This is a genomic window from Mucilaginibacter sp. CSA2-8R, assembly GCF_038806765.1.
Lineage (GTDB): Bacteria > Bacteroidota > Bacteroidia > Sphingobacteriales > Sphingobacteriaceae > Mucilaginibacter.
In genome coordinates this window covers 186,640-205,273 of the sequence record NZ_CP152389.1, presented here as the reverse complement: position 1 = coordinate 205,273, position 18,634 = coordinate 186,640, and the positions used below count along the sequence as shown (strand labels likewise).

Genomic DNA, 18,634 nt, shown 5'->3' with positions numbered 1-18,634 from the left:
CGAACCGTGAGATTATTTTTAAGTGCAGCATTGCTTTTGGCAGCTGCCCATGCCACTTTTGCACAGCAGCAAAGCAGTTTTATATCAACATTAAGCGAGCAAAACCATTGGGTAGACTCGGTTTTCAGTAAAATGAACCGCAGGCAAAAAGTAGCCCAATTGTTTTTTATACGCGCTCATACCAACAAAGGCAAAGCTTACGCCGACTCAGTAGCTAATGTTATTAAGCACGAACAACCGGGCGGGCTGGTATTTTTTCAAGGCGGCCCGGTAAGGCAGGCGGCTTTAAGCAACCAGTATCAACAATTAGCTCATATCCCTTTACTTATTGCCATGGATGGTGAGTGGGGATTGGGCATGCGGCTGGACTCTACCCTTTCATACCCATACCAAATGACTTTGGGCGCTATACAGGACGACAAACTGTTAAACCAAATGGGGCAGCAGGTAGCTTATGATTTTAAGCGCCTGGGTATGCATTTAAACTTTGCACCGGTAGTTGATATTAATAATAACCCGAATAATCCGGTAATTAATTACCGCTCTTTTGGCGACAACAAATACAAAGTAGCATTAAAATCTATCGCTTATATGCAGGGCATGCAGCAGGGCGGGCTTTTAACCACGGCCAAGCATTTTCCGGGTCATGGTGATACTAACGTAGATTCGCATTATGACTTGCCGCAACTCAACTTTACCCGTACCAGGTTAGATACTTTAGAAGAATATCCGTTTAAGCAGGTTATTCAGGCTGGCATAAGCGGCATCATGGTGGCACACATGAGCATCCCGGCATTAGATACTACTAAAAACTTACCATCCTCGCTTTCGCGGCCCATTATTACCACTTTGCTCAAAGACTCATTAGGTTTTAAAGGCTTGGTTGTATCTGATGCTATGGAGATGAAAGGAGTAGTGAAATATTTTCCGGAAGGCGAAGCCGATTTAAAAGCCTTTATAGCTGGCAATGACATTTTAGAGTTGTCTGAAAACTCGTGGCGCGCCATCAAGAAAATTAAAAAGGCAATCCGGCAGCATTTGGTTGCCGAGGCCGAACTGGATGCTAAAGTTAAAAAAGTATTGGCAGCCAAATATTGGGTGGGCTTAAACCATTACCAACCGACGGATTTGCAGAACATCTCTGAAAACTTAAACCGCGAACCTGCTAAAGAATTAATTCAGGAATTAAGTAATGCGGCAATAACTTTATTGCAGGATAACGGCCTGATACAGCGCCTCAACTTTGAGCAGAAAACAGCCCTGGTGAGCATTGGCACCGCCACCAACACCACGTTTCAATTAGAGCTGGCTAAAACGTTTGCCAATAATACTTTATTTAACATCGATAAAAATGCATCGGCCAGTGATGTTGCCAAAGTGTTAAATGAAGTAAAAAGCTATGGCCAGATTATGGTTGGTGTACATGATATGCGCTTGCGCCCGCAAAGCAAATTAGATTTTAGCACCGCGGTTAAAGATGGCATTACACAACTGGCTACATCTCCCAATGCAGCAATCAGTCTTTTTGCTAATCCTTACAGCATAGCTACTTTGCCTGGTATCGAAAAAGCCAGCGCTTTAATAGCTGCTTATCAAAAAGATGATGGCATGCAGCGTGCAGCAGCTAAAGTATTAAGCCGGCAGTTAACGCCATCAGGTAAATTACCAGTTACAGTGAATACCATTTTTGTAAATGGCAGTGGTATAGGTCAGTCTAAGCAAGCATTATGAAACTCAGAATAGCCAGGCATACCCAACATCTGCAAAACATTATTAACTTTTATGTTGATGTTATGGGGCTGCAAATATTAGGAAAGTTTAACGACCATAACGGCTACAACGGCATTTTTTTGGGCTTAAGTGAGCACGACTGGCACCTGGAATTTACTACATCTGCTGAAGCACCGCAACACCAAACCGATGAAGACGACTTACTGGTATGGTATGCCGCCAGCCAGCAAGAATATGAAGAAATTAATCAACGCTTTGTTCAACACGCCATCACGCCAATAACTGCTAAAAACCCATACTGGAACGACAACGGAACTACTTACACCGATCCGGATGGGTTTAGAATTGTAATTGCAAAACCTCCCACTTATGCCTCATTTTAAAGTTTGCACAATCATTATAGCCCGTTGAGGTGTTATAGCTCTAAGAATACTAACTTGCAACTTTTAATTTTTGCTGATGATACGCTTGTCTGTTAATGTTAATAAAATAGCTACACTGCGCAATTCGCGCGGCGGTAACAATCCCGATTTGATACAGGTTGCCAAAGATTGCGAGCGTTTTGGTGCGCAGGGCATTACAGTACATCCCCGCCCCGACGAGCGCCATATACGCTATGATGATGTGTATGCTTTGAAAGACATTGTAACTACTGAATTTAACATTGAAGGCAACTGCGAAGAAAAAAAGTTTGTTGATTTGGTTTTGGCCGTAAAGCCGCACCAAGTAACCTTAGTACCTGATGCACTTAACCAACTAACATCTAACCACGGCTGGGACACCATTACTCACCAACGTTATTTACAGGATATGGTAAAGTGCTTCAAAGACGAGGGCATCAGGGTATCGCTGTTTGTTGACCCGCTGGTAGATATGGTAGAAGCCGCTGCCGAAACCGGAACCGATCGCATCGAGCTATATACAGAAGCCTATGCCAGCCATTATCACCAGGGGATTGAATTGGCGGCTGCCCCCTACATTCAGGCGGCAGAAAAAGCTATAGAAGTTGGCTTGGGTCTTAATGCCGGGCACGACCTGGATTTAAAAAATCTGAAATACTTTGCCCAGCATGTTCCGGGTTTGCATGAAGTAAGTATTGGCCATGCCTTAATTTGCGATGCTTTATACTACGGCTTGGAAAATACCATCCAAATGTATTTGCAAAGGCTTGCTGTTTAACTTTTAATGATTTTATAATTGCGGTACTCGCTTACCCGCCAGCCGGTCCAGTCTTCAATTTTTTGCAGGATGCGCCGTCGCAAAGAGAGTTTCTTTTTGATAGCTACCGGATCGAGCTCCAGCTGCCAGTTTTGTGCCTGGATGCGGCGTTGCAGCACTGCCGGATGAGTATCGGTAAAAGGCAATAAACGATCTGCATTCTTAAAATCAAACTCAAAAGTTTGCGGCATATTTTCGGCCATCCAGCTATCATCATGATAAAACTGGTTAAAGTTGCGCACCTTATTACCCATACCCTGCGGCGGTTTTACCCAACCGTAATGATAAATATAAGCGTCAATTAGTTTTACATTTAACTTCCGGCCGCCCAATCTAAAACCTTGGGCATCACGATAGGAATGCACGTTTTTGTTGTTCCGTAAAATGCGGATCTCGCGCCTGTACCAGCGCCGTGAATGGGCATAGTAATCATACGATCCATAAAAATGCACATATTTAAACAGCAAGCCCTCCACATGAACATCAGTTAAGTTATCCTGCATCTCCTGACTAATGAGCGGCAGATATTTTTCGTGCACCACCTCATCACCCTGAATATAAAAAGCCCAGTCGGCATCGGGAGATATGGCAGCAAAGGCTTTATCTGTTTCGGCGGCAAAAACCGCCCCCCCCTCTCTCAGGCTTTCGTCCCAGACGGTATGAACAATCCTGATTTTAGGTGAATTAATTCCCCTGATCAATTCTTCTGTATTATCCTCACTGTTACCCAGAGCCACCACAAATTCATCGCAAACCGGCAATATAGACGTAATGGCCTCCACCACCGGGTAATCATTTTTTACCGCATTGCGAATGAAGGTAAAACCGGCAACTTTCATAATGTTTATAATGATGAGTAGGTTGTATTAAATAATATTAGATTTCAAAGCCATATTGTTTAAAAACAGGCCTCCAAAAATCGGCGTATAAGTCCCAGGCATGGCAACCAAATGGCAATTGCTGGTCGTTAATTTTCAAGGCCCGCTCCGGAGATGACTCGAAGGCAAACTGCAACCCAACCTTAAGCGCCGGAATGTTTAATACCTTTTTTTTACGGTTTACCTCTATACTCCAAAAAGCATCTTCGTTGTACTCATGCACCCCTTGTTGTTGCAGGTAAAAGGCTATTTTATCCTGCAACTGTAAGGCCAGGTCATAAAATTTCTTTACCCTCCGTAATGAAAAACCGCCATTGCCCACTTTGTTTTCAAACTGCTTTTCGCTCGGTACCCCATTCTTTTTAACATCAAAACGAGTATGTACTGCATATTGAATTTTTGACTTGAGGGCTTTGATCAAATCTGTATGTTCCACCGGGCGTATCCAGGGGGCACCTATATAATCTAAATCTCGGCTGCACCAGTCAAGTAAGTTATCTTTAAATACAAAGGCATCTAGCTGATGGATCAATATATATTCAAAAGATTGGAATTTAGCATAGAACTCCGTAGATAACATGAGCCGGTTATAGCCATCAATACTTGCGAAATAATGGTTATCAAAGTTAATAACCTCGTCAATTTTAACCGTATCTGCAAAATCAGGCAATGCAAGTTTATAGGGCTTAACAGCTATTTTAATATGGTTACTTAATATACGTTCGCATTGCTGCAAAGCAACTTGCTCGTACGCAGTAAGGCCCGGCTTATAAAACGGTATCACAACGGCTACTTTCCCCTTTAAACTCATGTGCAGGAGGTTTACTAAATTAACGTGAATATAAATCCTCCACCAAGGCTTCAAGGTGATCCTGAAAAAGAAAATCGTGCCCATTCTCGCCCTCGGGCACTACGTTAATTACTTCAAACGCTACTTCAAGTATACGTGGTACCTTTAAAGCCTCGGCTATTGAGTATGGGAACGACTGATTGCCGATGAAAACTTTGCATCCGGCAATAACTTGTGCCAATGCCATAAAATCATTTACCTGTACCCATTCGGCTTTTGGCAGGTACTTTTTAATTTCCTGGTATTCGCTTTCTACCCCTACAAATTTTAAAGATTCATACTTATTCAAAAACCGATAATCGATAGTTTTATTCTGGTAGCGGGCACTACGGGCAACCACTATAGTATTTTTGTAAGCTGCATCAGGTAGTACCTTAAGCCATGGCTTCCACAAATCAGGAGTAACACCGGTGATGTAACCACACCAGTGAGCTATATTGCCCTTGTCCTGTGGTATAAGTCCAGCCCTGAAGTAGTCAAAATCAATATCAATTTTTTGATTGGTGTATACGTCGCATAGATTGATGTAAGACTGCGCACTAATTAATGCAATCAGCATATCGGCCATTTTACGGTTAAGCATGACGTTGCCTAAAGGGTGCGTACTATACTCGGGCAAAATTAAGGGTTTACCTAAAATAAGGTACAGGTTAATTTTTGCGCCGGTAAGCTCATTAATTTTTTTTAACGTAGGCAAGGCATATATCACATCGCCTGCATTACCGCTATGGGTAATATTTAACTGGCCGGTAACGCTGCTTAAAGCTTTAATTTTAGGCAGACTGTTGAGCCGTTCAGAGCCCAGCAAAAAGTTAGTGAACTGGCTCCTGTTATAATTTACTAATTCCCACTTATACGTTTTGTAAGCAGGCCGGTCGGTATACTTAAGCCAAAGCTTACTTGCCAGGTTCTTTTTTTTAAACATATCTTATATCCGGCTTAGTTTAACGTAATGCTACTTTCAGGCAGGGCCTGCTACCGCTGCAAATATATTGCACAATCAATAAAAAAGCAGATGGCACTTTTATGTTACCATCTGCTTTTCTGCTGCACAAGGTAAATAAGTTGCTTACTTACTGTTCATAATGTCTTCAACATGTTTGGCTTCTACAGGTATATTGGCCATCAAATCGCGGTTACCGCCTTCGGTAATTAAAATATCGTTTTCTATGCGTATACCTAAATTTTCTTCGGGGATATATATACCCGGCTCACAGGTTAAAATATTACCCACTTCAAATGGTTTATAACGGCTGGCATAGTCGTGCACGTCAATGCCCAGGTGATGAGAGGTACCATGCATAAAATATTTTTTATACAAAGGCGCTTTAGGGTCCTGCTTTTCTACCGCATGGCGGTCAAGCAATCCTAAACCTATTAATTCGCTGGTCATAATTTTTCCTACCTCATCATGGTAATCATTCCATACTGTACCCGCCACCAGCATTGCGGTAGATTGGCGCATCACACGCAATACAGCATCATAAACCTTGCGCTGGCGCTCGGTAAAGCGGCCGTTAACCGGTATAGAACGGCTTAAGTCGGCATTATAATTACCATATTCGGCAGCAAAGTCAAATAAAATCACATCCCCATCATGGCATATCTGGTTGTTATCATTGTAGTGCAGTACAATAGCATTACGGCCCGAAGCTATAATGGGATTATAAGCATGACCGGTAGCACGCTGGCGTAAAAACTCATGGCTAATCTCGGCTTCAATTTCGTATTCAGCAACTCCAGGTTTTACAAACTTAAGTACACGTACAAATGCATCACCGGTAATATCGCAGGCCTTTTGTGTAAGTTCAATTTCAACTTCTGACTTAATTACGCGTAAATCTCGCAGTATAGGTGCAGCACGTTCGTAATAATGCAAAGGATATTTGCCGCGCAATTCTTCCAAAAAGCGCAGATCGCGGTAAGGTACACCCGGTAAGTAACGGTCGTTCTCGTTGGTATTAATATAAATGTGATCTGCATAGTGAATGATGCTATGCAGTATTGCCTCAAAATCGTGCAACCAATATACTGCTTCTATACCCGATGCCTTGCGGGCCTCTTCTTTGGTGTATTTGTGTCCTTCCCATACCGCAATGTGTTCGTTAGTTTGTCTCAAAAAAAGTACTTCTTTGTACAACGGATTAGGACAATCCGGAAAAAGCAGCAAAATACTTTGTTCCTGATCTATCCCTGATAAGTAAAAGAAGTCGGCATTTTGTTTGAACAGGAAGTTTTGATCACCGCTGCGGGTGTATTCATCAGCGGCGTTAAATATTGCCAAAGACGACGGCTTTATTCGTGAAACGAAATTTTTTCTATTTAAAATAAATAAGCTGTTGCTTATAGGATGATATTTCATAAAATAAAATTATTAATTTTTAGAAAACAAAAAATTGCATTTATTTGTCTCCAATATTAAGAAAATTGGAACGGAGTTTGGTTGACGAGCAGACATAAGTACTAATTTTATTAAGTAAAATCACAATTAAAATTTGTTTAATCTTGAAAACTATGAACTATTCTACATTAAAGAAAACAGTCGCGCTTTCTTTTGCATCGCTGCTTGCGGTTGGTATGGCCAACGCGCAAACCGATTCAACTAAAAGCAGCATGTCAAATTCAACCGGTACAGCTAAAGTGTTTGGTGGCAGAGGTCAGTACAACACCTGGAGCTTTGGTTTAAACGTAGGTGCAACATCTCCTGCAGTGGCTATCGGTGGTGTAAACGATTACACTGATTATGTTGTATCGCTTGGTTACGGTGCATCATTAAGATGGCAGTTAGCCCATTCATTTGGCTTACAATTAGACGCTCGTGGCGGTAAAGTAGCTGGTAACAACAACAGCGCTCAAGGTGGCGTTCGTGATGGTATGGCTTCTTTCGACACACGTTTTTGGCAAGGAACTTTAAGCGGCGTTGTTAACGTTGCTACTATTGACTTCCTGCGTCGTAAAAACTCTGTTAACTTCTTCGTTAACGCAGGTGCTGGTTTGATCTATTACAACCCACACTTCATCACTGCATCTGGTTTAGAAACTCGTTACAAAGATGCTGATGGTGGTAACCATTATGTAAAAAGCTTAGTGATCCCAGTTGGTGCAGGTGTTAAATTCAGATTGAATGACGCTTGGGCATTTAACTTAGGTTATACTGCTAACTTTACTGATGATGACAACTTAGACGGTTTAAAAAGAGGCTACCCATCAAGAGATAAATACTCTTACGGTTACGGTGGTTTAGAGTACACTTTCGGTTCTTCATCAAAACCAAACCTGGATTGGGTAAACCCAGTAGCTATGATGTATGACGAATTGTACGATGCTGCTTTACGTCAAGAAGTTGAAGCTTTGAAAGGCCGTGTAACTAACGTTGAAAACGCTGTTAACGACCTGAAAAAAGATACTGACGGTGACGGTGTAGCTGATCAATTTGACAAATGTCCAAGCACTCCTGCTGGTACAGTTGTTGACGGTGCTGGTTGTCCAATTGTATTCCCTAAAGCGGATTCAACTGCAACTCCTGCTGCTCAAGCTTACTCAAACATCCAGTTTGACTTTGATAGCTCAGTATTAAGAACTTCTTCTTATGCTGTATTAGACTTAGTATCTGCTGACATGCGTTCTAACTCTAAAAAAGTAGTTACTTTAAACGGTTATGCATCATCTGAAGGTACTGCAGCTCACAACCTGCGTTTATCAAGAGATCGTGCTAACTCAGTAAAAACTTACTTAGTTAACTCTGGTGTTGAAGCTCGTCGCTTAAAAACAAAAGGTTTAGGTGAAACTAACCCAATTGCTGATAACTCAACTGAAGAAGGACGTGTAATGAACCGTCGCGTTGAGTTCAAACAATAATTTCTAAATTAATTAGAACTTGAAAAGGCTCCGGATAACCCGGAGCCTTTTTTTTATTAACTTTGTTTTATGTACTTCTTCCGCAGAAAAGACGACAAACGTCCGTCCAGTTTTAATTTGAAGGTGATGCATGTCATTAATGCCATGGCCATCATCATGTTTGTACTGGGCATCATCTGGAAGTTGATTGATTGGTTTATCCTGAAAAAATAATGAGCACAATTATAAATACCCCAAACGCCCCTGCGCCCATCGGTCCATATAACCAGGCTGTTATGGCAGGCAACATGCTTTTTGTATCCGGACAGATTGCTTTAGACCCGCAATCGGGCGAATTGGTGTTAACAGACCTTACTACCGAAACCACTAAGGTGCTGGAAAACATCAAAGCTATTTTAACTGAAGCTGGCCTTGACTTTAGCCATATTGTAAAAACCAGTATCTTTTTAAAAGACATGGGCGATTTTGCCAGGGTTAACGAAATTTACGGCTCTTACTTCACCGGCAACTACCCTGCCCGCGAAACAGTACAGGTTGCTGCTCTGCCTAAAAATGTCAATGTTGAAATTTCGGTAATTGCTTACAAAGGCTAACTGGCTACTTAAAATAAATCTTGAACGCATCGGTATTTCAAACCCCTGTTGATTATTTAAAAGGAGTAGGCACAGCAAGGGCCGAGGTACTCAAAAAAGAGCTTGGTATCTTCTCTTACGAAGACCTGCTAAAGCACTATCCTTTTAAATATATTGACCGTACCCGCTTTTACAAAATAAGGGATATACAGCCGGAACTACCGTATGTGCAGGTAATTGCCAGGCTAACACATAAAGAAATATTAGGTGATAAGCGTACCAAACGACTAATTATACAAGCGCAGGACGACACCGGCGTAATGGAATTAGCCTGGTTTCAGGGTATTAAATGGGCCGAAAAAAGCCTGAACATCGGCAAGGCCTATATCATTTTTGGCAAACCGGCGCTGTTTAACGGCAAAGCGCAAATGGCTCATCCGGAGATGGAGCCTTACTCGCCCGATACGCTAAAGCGTAAGGGTAACCTTACTTTACAACCCGGTTATAACTCAACAGAAAAGCTGAAAAGCTTTTCATTAGATAGCAAGGGGCTTCAAAAGCTAATCAGCATTTTGCTGGAGCAGCATGCAAAAGACATACAGGAAAACCTGCCTCAGTACATTTTACAAAAGTTTAAGCTTATTAACCGGGTTGATGCCTATCGTAACATCCATTTCCCCGAAAGCCCCGAGTTGCTTTACGAAGCCCAGCGGCGCTTAAAGTTTGAAGAGTTATTTTTAATACAGCTACGGCTGCTTAAAAATAAATTACTCCGCACCCATAAATTTAAGGGTAATGTGTTTGATAAAGTTGGCCAATACTTTAACACTTTCTACCAAGAAAAAATTCCCTTCCCGCTCACTAACGCACAGAAGCGTGTACTTAAAGAAATAAGGCTCGATACCCAGCGCGGCGTACAGATGAACCGCCTGCTACAGGGCGATGTAGGCAGCGGCAAAACTGTAGTGGCTTTAATGAGTATGCTTTTAGCTATTGATAATGGGTTCCAGACGTGTATGATGGCGCCTACCGAAATCTTGGCTAACCAGCACTACCTATCGGTTAAACATTTGGTAGGTGATGATTTTGTAGAAGTTGCTTTGCTTACCGGATCTACGAAAAAGAAACAACGCGCCATAATTCATGAAAAGCTGCTGAACGGAGAGCTAAAAATACTGATTGGCACCCATGCCCTTATTGAGGATGCGGTACAATTTAAAAACTTGGGCTTTGTGGTAATTGATGAACAGCACCGCTTTGGTGTTGAGCAACGTGCCAAATTGTGGAAGAAAAATATTATACCGCCACACGTATTGGTAATGACGGCCACTCCTATCCCCCGAACGCTGGCTATGACCTTGTATGGCGACCTGGACGTATCGGTGATTGACGAATTGCCCGCCGGCCGTAAGCCTATTGAAACGCTGCATTTTTACGAAAGCCAGCGCCTGCAAATGTTCGGCTTTATTAAACGCGAAATTGCCTTGGGCCGCCAGGTTTACGTAGTATACCCGCTAATACAGGAAAGTGAAAAGCTGGATTTAAAAAACCTGATAGATGGCGCTGAAACACTGTCGCGCGAATTTCCATTACCGCAATACCGCATTAGTGTAGTACACGGAAAAATGTCGGCTTCGGATAAAGATTTCGAGATGCAGCGCTTTGTTAAAGGCGAAACGCAGCTGATGGTAGCCACTACGGTAATAGAGGTGGGTGTAAATGTGCCCAATGCCTCCGTAATGATTATTGAAAACGCCGAGCGTTTTGGATTGTCGCAACTGCACCAGTTACGCGGGCGCGTAGGCCGGGGAGCCGAGCAATCTTACTGTATTTTGATGAGTAGCCAAAAATTAAGCCGCGAAGGCAAAGTACGGCTCGAAACGATGGTGAAGACGAATAACGGTTTCGAAATATCGGAGATTGACCTGCAATTGCGCGGTCCGGGTAACATTGAAGGCACCCAGCAAAGCGGTGTGCTTGATTTAAAGCTGGCCGACCTGGCCACCGATCAGGAGATACTGCTTTTAGCACGTAAAACGGTAGAAGAAATTTTTGCCCACGACCCACAATTAGCTTTACCCGAAAACCAAATCTTACAACAGGCTTTCCAGGCTAAAAGTGGCGGTTTAAGTTGGGATAAGATTTCCTAATCGTTATCTTAACGGCATTAATACAAATACTCTTCATGAAAATAAAAGCTATCGCTTTCTCTGTGCTTGCAGCACTTGGTATGTCTTGTTCGGCACAGGCCCAAACCGATTCGGTAATGATGCGCAAAATTTTTGACGAGGCCTTAGTTAATGGCCAATGCTATGAAAACCTGCGTTACCTGTGCAAAAAGATCGGACCGCGTTTAAGCGGCTCGGCAGGCGCTCAAAAATCGGTTGAGTGGAGCAAGAAACTAATGGAAGGTTATGGGTTTGACCGGGTTTACCTGCAGAAGGTAATGGTGCCGCATTGGGTGCGCGGCGAAAAAGAGCAGGGTTACATTGTTACAGGCACTAAGCGTACTCCTGTTGCCTTAGCCGCCTTGGGCATGTCGGTGGCTACGCCAAAAACAGGCATCACTGCAGAGGTTATCGAACTGCATAGCTTAAAAGAATTGGAGACGCTTGGCGAGTCTAAAATTAAGGGTAAGATTGTATTTTTTAATCGCCCGTTTGATGAGCGCTTTATCGAAGCCGGATCGGCTTATGGCACTGCCGGCGACCAACGAAACACCGGCCCGGGAGCGGCATCCAAATATGGTGCGGTTGCTGTGCTTGTTCGCTCATTAACATCTGCGCTGGATAATTATCCGCATACCGGTGGCACCGGTTATGGCACCAATAAACCAATCCCTGCCGCAGCTTTATCAACTATAGCCGCTAATCAGCTTAGTGCTAAGCTAAAGCAGCAAGCCGGCACTCCTGTAAAATTCTATTTAAAAACCGATTGTCAGACTTTGCCTGATGTACTGTCGTATAATGTAATAGGAGAAATAAAGGGTTCAGAGAACAACAACAAATACATAACGGTTGGCGGCCACTTAGATTCGTGGGATTTAGCCGAAGGCGCGCATGACGATGGTACAGGCGTTATGCAGTCGGTAGAAGCTTTGCGTATTTACAAAACATTAGGCTACAAACCTAAAAATAACATCAGGGCTGTTTTTTTTATGAACGAGGAGAATGGGCACAAGGGTGGTTTAAAATATGCTGAACAAGCCTTAAAAGACAAAGAGGAACATATTGCAGCTTTAGAAACTGACGAAGGCGGCTTTACCCCTCGTGGCTTTAGTTTTGACCATGCCACACCAGCGTTTATGGCCGGCATTAACCGCCAGTGGAAAAAACTGTTTGAGCCATACGAGGCCGACCGTTTAGTGATAGGAGGCAGCGGTACAGATATTGGCCCATTAAGAGAAACGCATCCTAATGCTATGCTAATCGGTTTTCGTCCCGACTCGCAGCGTTACTTTGATATACACCATACGCCTAATGATGTATTTGAAAACGTAAACAAACGCGAGCTGGAATTAGGGGCAGCGTCGATAGCCTCGCTTATTTATTTGATTGACCAACATGGTTTAAATTTTTAGCATTAAGAAGTTTTTGCATTAACGAGCTGGGGTTTGCACCCTGGCTTGTTTTATTTTAGTTAACAGGGAAAATTTGTATTCTATCTTGCTTATATTTTCTATTTGCTTTAACCATCTATTTATGCCGTTTAGTTCTCTGCCATATAAACTGTTAATGCTGTTGCTTTTTACTTGTAAAAATCCAGACAAGCCTTTTGCAGTAGATCATACATCAGCAAGCCATGGTATTCATTTAAACGAGGCTGATAAGAGTTTCAATACAAAAACTTCTGACCGCATTGAAACCGGGAACGTTAGCCCGGCACAGATTGTCAGTTTTGCTCAATCACTTAAAGGCATCCCTTACAAGTACGGCTCAACTAACCCCAGCGAGGGGTTTGATTGCTCGGGTTTTATTACTTACGTTTTCAATCATTTTAATATTAACGTTCCGCGCACTTCAGTAGATTTTACCTCAGTGCCTAAAGAAATTAAGCTAAGAGATGCTAAAGCAGGCGACATCATATTATTTACCGGTACCGATAGTACCAAACGGAATGTAGGGCATATGGGCATTTTTGTGAACAAGCCGGGTGAAGAACACATTTTTATACATGCCACCTCTGGCAAGGCCAACAGCGTTACTGAAACGCCATTGAATGCTTATTATCAGGGACGCTTTGTAAAGGCGATACGTATCTTTTCGCAAAATAATTAAGATTGTTACCTGCTTATTTTAATTTGAGTTAAAGCCTGTTATTCAAAATGCGTTAATTTTGCAAAGCATCAAATTAACTGCTTGTGGAAGAACGACAGGAGACTCCGGAAAAAAAAGACTCATTCGCTGCATTACGGTATAAAGATTTTCGCGCATACATTGGTATGCGTTTCTTTTTTACGCTGGCTTACCAAATGCAGGCCGTGGTTATTGGCTTTTACATTTACCAGATTACTCATAGTAAACTTGCGTTGGGCTATATCGGCTTGTGCGAAGCCATCCCGGCCATCAGTATTGCCCTGTATGGCGGCTACATTGCCGATAAATACGAAAAGCGTAAACTGCTGCTTGCCATATTTTCAGTAGTGTTATTTGCTTCGCTTACCATATTTACTATTACATTAAAAAGCATGAGCCACCTGGTACATGCCGGCTGGGTGGTGCCCATTATTTATGTGATGATATTTTTTAACGGCGTGGCCAGGGCATTTTATGGCCCGGCAACGTTTGCTATTTATGCGCAAAGTATACCTAAAGAGCTTTATCCTAACGGCAGTACCTGGAGCAGTTCGAGCTGGCAGATTGCTACCATTATGGGGCCGGCTATTGGCGGCTTAATTTTCGGTCATTTTGGTATTACGCCAACCTTCATCATCATCAATATCTTATTGCTGGTTTCGCTTATACTGGTTTATATGCTGCGTACCTATCCGCCTATATACATACCTAAAGAAAGTATATGGCAAAGCCTATCGGCAGGTATCAACTTTGTGCTCAGAAACAAAATGATGCTGGGCGCCATGAGCCTCGACTTGTTTTCGGTATTCTTTGGCGGCGCCATCGCCTTGCTGCCGGTATTTGCCAACGACATTCTTAAAGTTGGCTCAGAAGGCTTAGGTATTATGCGGGCTACCTCATCATTAGGTGCTGTACTCACCATGCTGGCCATGACTAGTTTTTCGCCTATGAACCGCCCCTGGCGCAATCTACTGATTGCTGTGACCGGCTTTGGCATGTCAATACTTTGTTTTGGCTTATCTAAAAGCTTTTATATTTCGCTCATCTTCCTCTTTACTGAGGGTGCGTTTGACAGCATCAGTGTTATTATACGTGGCACTTTAATGCAATTACTTACGCCTGATGAAATGCGCGGAAGGGTTTCGGCAGTAAACTCTATGTTTATCGGGTCATCTAACGAGATTGGAGCATTTGAATCCGGATTTACAGCTGAACTGATGGGAACAGTTCCGTCAGTAATTTTTGGAGGCTGTATGACTTTACTGGTAGTAACAGTTACCTTCCTCAAAACGCGTAACCTTATTCCTACTAAACTGGCTGACGTAAGTACGCCGACTAAGAAAGTAGTATAAATTACTTACCTAAGCCGGCGTTACCATTAAACATAACGTTTTTAGTGGATGTGCGCTGTTTATGATACCTCACTTTCGGTAAACGCATCCAGCTCTTCCTGTAGTTTGCGTTCTCCTGATTGTTGCCGCCACATGGCGTAATACAAACCCTTTTGCTCCAGTAACTCGTGGTGGTTACCCACCTCTACCACGTCGCCGTTTTCTAACACATAGATACGGTCGGCGTGCATAATGGTACTTAAGCGGTGAGCAATAATCAGTGTAATACGATTTTTTAGATTAGAGATATGTTGTACCGTTTTGCTGATCTCCTCTTCGGTAATAGAATCTAAAGCCGAGGTAGCTTCATCAAACAACAATACATCAGGGTGCCGTAATAAAGCACGGGCAATACTTAAGCGCTGCTTTTCGCCACCCGATATTTTAACACCACTTTCACCAATTAGGGTATGAATACCATCGTCGGCGCGCGAAAGCATGCCCTGACAGGCCGCCTTGTTTAGCGCATCCAAACATTCTTCATCCGTCGCGTCGGGCTTTACAAAAGTAAGGTTATCTTTAATTGTGCCCGAAAACAGCTGTGTATCCTGCGTAACAAACCCAAGGCGGCGCCTAAACATATCTAAGTGATAATTGTCACTCTCAATGCTGTTATACATTATTTTACCGCTGATGGGTTTGTATAAGCCAATTAATAACTTAATGAGCGTAGACTTACCCGAACCAGACGGCCCAACAAAGGCCACTGTTTCGCCTTTATTAGCATGAAACGAAATATCCTTTATAGCATACCGTTTAGTACCGTTATACTTAAACTGTACATTTTCAAACGAGATCTGATCAATATGTGTTAAATCAGCCGGGTTATCGGGGATGGCCTCCAAAGGCCGGCTCATAATACGGCGATAATTAGCCAACGATATTTGTGCCTCGCGCCAGGTTAATGCCATGTGGCCAAACTCTTGTAATGGGCCGAACAGGAAGTATGCATACAGCAAAAAGCTGAAATACTGCCCTGCAGAAATTTCTTTATCAAAAATAAGTACCAGTAGTACAACTACCATGCTGCTGCGCACCAGGTTAACAGTGGTGCCTTGTACAAAGCTGAGCACACGCAACAGTTTTGTTTTAGCAACTTCTAAAGCAAGTATTTTGTAAGTATTCTTATTTAAACGGTCAATTTCCTCGTTAGCCAAGCCATGGCTTTTAACCAGTTCGATATTTCTTAAAGACTCGGTAGTTCGACCGGCCAGCACAGAAGTTTTTAAAACGATAGCACGGTGAATTACCTTAACGCGCTTTGATAATATCCAGCTTAACCAGGTAATAATAGGAACGGCGACAAAAAATACCAGTGTTACTTTATAACTGATAGTAAAGGAATATACAGCCACGAACACAATACCAAACATTGCCATAAAAGTAACGTTGATAGATGCCTTAACCAAGTTTTCAATATCACTGCGTATGCGCTGCAACATGCCCAGTTTTTCACCGCTACGCTGATCCTGGTGCTCGTAAAACGGCATAGCCAGCGCATGCTTCATTCCATCAGCGTAAACCTCGGCACCCGATTTTTGCGCAATGGTGACGGTGTAATAATCTTGAAAATTATTGGCTATTCTGGAAAACAAGGCTGCGGCTACAGCTATGGTAACCAACCATACCACACCGCTTATAAAATCTAAACGGGAGTACATATCCCGCTTTACAATGTAGTCATCAACTATTTTTCCGGTAATTAACGGGTCAACCAAAGCAAAGCATTGGTTTAGCGCTGTCATTAAGAGCGCCATGCCTACCGAAAACTTATGTTTTTTAAGGTACTTAAACAATATATCCATAGAGTAAACGGACAGTTATAAAAATATTACAACAATTAAAACGTCCGAATGCGAAGAATACTTGCCTTTTATTTGATTTTTACGAAACTGTTAAAATTTAAGACTGATATTAAGAGTATACTATAAAGCCTGCAAACAAAAAATACCACTAATTACGAAAACGAAAATTTAATTTAACATTACTATTTGCCGCATGGATGCTTTAAGCAAATCCCAAATCACAACTTTAAGATGTATATTACGCTTCTGTAGTAAATTTTTCACCGATTTGCTGTCGCCACATAGCGTAATACAAGCCCTTTTGACTGATTAGATCCAGGTGCTTGCCTTCTTCAATAATCTGCCCTTTCTCTAACACATAAATGCGATCAGCATGCATGATGGTACTTAAACGGTGAGCAATTAAAATGGTAATATGCTCTTGGTGCTCCGATACTTCTTTAATAGTTTCCGTAATTTCTTCTTCAGTTAAAGAATCAAGGGCCGAGGTGGCCTCATCAAATACCAAAATATCGGGCCTACGCAATAAGGCACGTGCTATAGATAAGCGTTGCTTTTCGCCGCCTGATACTTTAACACCACCTTCACCAATTACGGTGTCAAGTCCCTTATCAGCACGGGCCAGCAAAGTTCGGCAAGCAGCACGCTGCAAAACCTGCATACACTCTTCATCAGTAGCGTTGGGGCGAACAAATTGCAGGTTTTCGCGAATAGTACCCGAAAACAGTTGCGTATCCTGTGTTACAAAGCCTATCCGCTCGCGCAGGCGATCTAAATCAATTTCCTTACTCAGCACACCATTATATAAAATATCGCCTTGCAAAGGCTGATATAAACCCACCAAAAGCTTCACCAAGGTGGTTTTACCTGAACCCGATGGCCCAACAAAGGCAATGGTGGTACCCGTTTTTACCCCAAAACTAATATGGTTAAGAGCATTGCGGTTAGCGGTTAAATGCTTAAAGCTTACGTTAGCAAAAATCAGGTCTTTCACTTTTTCTAACAGTACCGGCTTTTCGGGCTTAACCTCAACAGGCGTGTTAATGATTTGCTCAAAGTTTGCTAAAGAGACCTGCGACTCACGCCAGGCCAGGATAACGTTCCCTAACTCCTGCAACGGGTTAAACAAAAAGAATGAGTAAAACAGAAAGGTAAAATACTGCCCCGGTGATATAGTTTCTTCAAATATCAACAACAGCAAAATTATCACCATAATACTGCGTACCAGGTTAACAGTAGTACCTTGTACAAAGCTCATACTGCGCACGTACTTAACTTTTTTTAACTCCAGGTCGAGTATCTTGTACGTGGTTTTGTTGAGGCGGTTAATCTCCTGATTTACCAAGCCTAAACTTTTTACTAATTCAATATTACGTAAAGACTCAGTGGTTGATCCAGCCAAAGCTGTAGTTTCGGCTACGATGGTGCGTTGTATGTTCTTAATGCGCTTGCTTAAGGCGGTACTCACAAAACCGATAACCGGGATAGCTGCGAAGTACACCAGCGTTACTTTATAACTCACGCTAAACGAATAAAAAATAACGAACACCATACCTACCAGGCTCACAAACAGCACACTGATGAATGATGTGATAAACTTTTCGCAGTCTAGGCGTACTTTTTGCAAAATACCCAAGGTTTCGCCGCTGCGCTGGTCTTCAAAAACCTGGTATGGTAACTCAAGCGAGTGTTTTAAACCATCAGCGTACATATTGGCACCAACCTTTTGAGTAATGATGTTGGTAAAGTAATCTTGAAAGTTTTTGGCTATACGCGATACCATGGCCGCTCCAACAGCTAAACCCACCCAGGTAAGCACACCCCAAACAAACTCATGATGATTTAATAGCTTACGTTTTTCAATAAAACGGTCGACAACACGACCAGTAATATATGGATCGAGCAGGGAAAAACTAATGTTAACAGCCGCTAAGGCCAAAGCCAGCAACACTACCCAACGATGTTTGGATAAATAGGTTAAAAGTAACTTCATAGATTATGGCGCAAAAATAAAAAAGGGAATGATGCAATATGCT

At 42.4% G+C, this 18,634-nt stretch carries 16 protein-coding genes; 10 read left to right on the top strand and 6 right to left on the bottom strand.

All coding sequences use genetic code 11. From position 1 onward, the window contains the following. The first annotated feature begins 6 nt into the window (after positions 1-6). The 3 genes from AAGR14_RS00875 to AAGR14_RS00865 all read left to right on the top strand — a co-directional run bounded on the left by AAGR14_RS00875 (position 7) and on the right by AAGR14_RS00865 (position 2,910). Positions 7-1,731 (top strand): glycoside hydrolase family 3 N-terminal domain-containing protein, encoded by a 1,725-nt coding sequence (locus AAGR14_RS00875; RefSeq protein WP_342646705.1) that lies wholly within the window; start codon positions 7-9, stop codon positions 1,729-1,731. Then, the gene (locus AAGR14_RS00870; protein WP_342646704.1) at positions 1,728-2,114 is read left to right on the top strand and encodes a VOC family protein; all 387 of its coding nucleotides are present in this window, start codon (positions 1,728-1,730) and stop codon (positions 2,112-2,114) included. Before AAGR14_RS00875 ends, AAGR14_RS00870 begins: the two co-directional genes overlap by 4 nt. A 76-nt stretch (positions 2,115-2,190) precedes the next feature. Further along, positions 2,191-2,910 (top strand): pyridoxine 5'-phosphate synthase, encoded by a 720-nt coding sequence (locus tag AAGR14_RS00865; protein ID WP_342646703.1) that lies wholly within the window; start codon positions 2,191-2,193, stop codon positions 2,908-2,910. Here the strand turns inward: AAGR14_RS00865 and AAGR14_RS00860 are convergent. The 4 genes from AAGR14_RS00860 to AAGR14_RS00845 form a co-directional block, all read right to left on the bottom strand. Then, positions 2,907-3,788, bottom strand: coding sequence for a glycosyltransferase family 2 protein (locus AAGR14_RS00860; RefSeq protein ID WP_342646702.1), 882 nt, complete (start codon positions 3,786-3,788; stop codon positions 2,907-2,909). The genes AAGR14_RS00865 and AAGR14_RS00860 overlap by 4 nt on opposite strands. 37 nt (positions 3,789-3,825) lie before the next feature. After that, complete coding sequence (locus AAGR14_RS00855; RefSeq protein WP_342646701.1) at positions 3,826-4,638, bottom strand: DUF5672 family protein; 813 nt, start codon at positions 4,636-4,638, stop codon at positions 3,826-3,828. Between the two features lie 19 nt (positions 4,639-4,657). Beyond that, a complete protein-coding gene (locus tag AAGR14_RS00850; protein ID WP_342646700.1) occupies positions 4,658-5,602 on the bottom strand; it encodes a hypothetical protein in 945 nt (314 codons plus the stop codon). Between the two features lie 144 nt (positions 5,603-5,746). Then, positions 5,747-6,961 (bottom strand): aminopeptidase P family protein, encoded by a 1,215-nt coding sequence (locus tag AAGR14_RS00845; protein WP_342646699.1) that lies wholly within the window; start codon positions 6,959-6,961, stop codon positions 5,747-5,749. Positions 6,962-7,191: 230 nt separating this feature from the next. On the opposite strand from AAGR14_RS00845, the gene AAGR14_RS00840 reads away from it, so the two are divergent. The 7 genes from AAGR14_RS00840 to AAGR14_RS00810 all read left to right on the top strand — a co-directional run bounded on the left by AAGR14_RS00840 (position 7,192) and on the right by AAGR14_RS00810 (position 14,754). Then, the gene (locus AAGR14_RS00840) at positions 7,192-8,535 is read left to right on the top strand and encodes an OmpA family protein (protein ID WP_342646698.1); all 1,344 of its coding nucleotides are present in this window, start codon (positions 7,192-7,194) and stop codon (positions 8,533-8,535) included. 69 nt (positions 8,536-8,604) lie between these two features. Further along, positions 8,605-8,748 carry a DUF6728 family protein gene (locus AAGR14_RS00835; RefSeq protein ID WP_342646697.1) on the top strand — a complete coding sequence of 48 codons (144 nt, stop codon included), beginning with the start codon at positions 8,605-8,607 and terminating at the stop codon, positions 8,746-8,748. Next, positions 8,748-9,128, top strand: coding sequence for a RidA family protein (locus AAGR14_RS00830; RefSeq protein ID WP_342646696.1), 381 nt, complete (start codon positions 8,748-8,750; stop codon positions 9,126-9,128). The genes AAGR14_RS00835 and AAGR14_RS00830 overlap by 1 nt, the downstream gene beginning before the upstream one ends. 20 nt (positions 9,129-9,148) lie before the next feature. Next, on the top strand, positions 9,149-11,257 hold the full coding sequence (gene recG / locus AAGR14_RS00825) for an ATP-dependent DNA helicase RecG (protein ID WP_342646695.1): 2,109 nt from the start codon (positions 9,149-9,151) through the stop codon (positions 11,255-11,257). A gap of 35 nt (positions 11,258-11,292) precedes the next feature. After that, a complete protein-coding gene (locus AAGR14_RS00820; RefSeq protein ID WP_342646694.1) occupies positions 11,293-12,687 on the top strand; it encodes a M20/M25/M40 family metallo-hydrolase in 1,395 nt (464 codons plus the stop codon). Between the two features lie 121 nt (positions 12,688-12,808). Continuing rightward, a complete protein-coding gene (locus tag AAGR14_RS00815; RefSeq protein WP_342646693.1) occupies positions 12,809-13,384 on the top strand; it encodes a C40 family peptidase in 576 nt (191 codons plus the stop codon). An 83-nt stretch (positions 13,385-13,467) separates the two neighbouring features. Next, entirely contained in the window at positions 13,468-14,754 is a 1,287-nt protein-coding gene (locus tag AAGR14_RS00810; protein ID WP_342646692.1) for an MFS transporter, read from the top strand. A gap of 59 nt (positions 14,755-14,813) precedes the next feature. Here AAGR14_RS00810 and AAGR14_RS00805 read toward each other — a convergent pair whose 3' ends face one another. Both AAGR14_RS00805 and AAGR14_RS00800 read right to left on the bottom strand, forming a co-directional pair. Further along, complete coding sequence (locus AAGR14_RS00805; protein WP_342646691.1) at positions 14,814-16,598, bottom strand: ABC transporter ATP-binding protein; 1,785 nt, start codon at positions 16,596-16,598, stop codon at positions 14,814-14,816. A 238-nt stretch (positions 16,599-16,836) separates the two neighbouring features. Further along, positions 16,837-18,591, bottom strand: coding sequence for an ABC transporter ATP-binding protein (locus tag AAGR14_RS00800; protein WP_342646690.1), 1,755 nt, complete (start codon positions 18,589-18,591; stop codon positions 16,837-16,839). Positions 18,592-18,634 lie beyond the last annotated feature (43 nt).

Excerpts from the sequence above, each read along its gene's own strand:
- AAGR14_RS00840 (WP_342646698.1), top strand. The coding sequence starts at position 7,192 with ATGAACTATTCTACATTAAAGAAAACAGTCGCGCTTTCTTTTGCATCG.
- AAGR14_RS00850 (WP_342646700.1), bottom strand. The coding sequence starts at position 5,602 with ATGTTTAAAAAAAAGAACCTGGCAAGTAAGCTTTGGCTTAAGTATACC.
- AAGR14_RS00815 (WP_342646693.1), top strand. The coding sequence starts at position 12,809 with ATGCCGTTTAGTTCTCTGCCATATAAACTGTTAATGCTGTTGCTTTTT.
- AAGR14_RS00805 (WP_342646691.1), bottom strand. The coding sequence starts at position 16,598 with ATGGATATATTGTTTAAGTACCTTAAAAAACATAAGTTTTCGGTAGGC.
- AAGR14_RS00860 (WP_342646702.1), bottom strand. The coding sequence starts at position 3,788 with ATGAAAGTTGCCGGTTTTACCTTCATTCGCAATGCGGTAAAAAATGAT.
- AAGR14_RS00830 (WP_342646696.1), top strand. The coding sequence starts at position 8,748 with ATGAGCACAATTATAAATACCCCAAACGCCCCTGCGCCCATCGGTCCA.
- AAGR14_RS00820 (WP_342646694.1), top strand. The coding sequence starts at position 11,293 with ATGAAAATAAAAGCTATCGCTTTCTCTGTGCTTGCAGCACTTGGTATG.
- AAGR14_RS00855 (WP_342646701.1), bottom strand. The coding sequence starts at position 4,638 with ATGAGTTTAAAGGGGAAAGTAGCCGTTGTGATACCGTTTTATAAGCCG.
- AAGR14_RS00800 (WP_342646690.1), bottom strand. The coding sequence starts at position 18,591 with ATGAAGTTACTTTTAACCTATTTATCCAAACATCGTTGGGTAGTGTTG.
- AAGR14_RS00835 (WP_342646697.1), top strand. The coding sequence starts at position 8,605 with ATGTACTTCTTCCGCAGAAAAGACGACAAACGTCCGTCCAGTTTTAAT.
- AAGR14_RS00870 (WP_342646704.1), top strand. The coding sequence starts at position 1,728 with ATGAAACTCAGAATAGCCAGGCATACCCAACATCTGCAAAACATTATT.
- AAGR14_RS00865 (WP_342646703.1), top strand. The coding sequence starts at position 2,191 with ATGATACGCTTGTCTGTTAATGTTAATAAAATAGCTACACTGCGCAAT.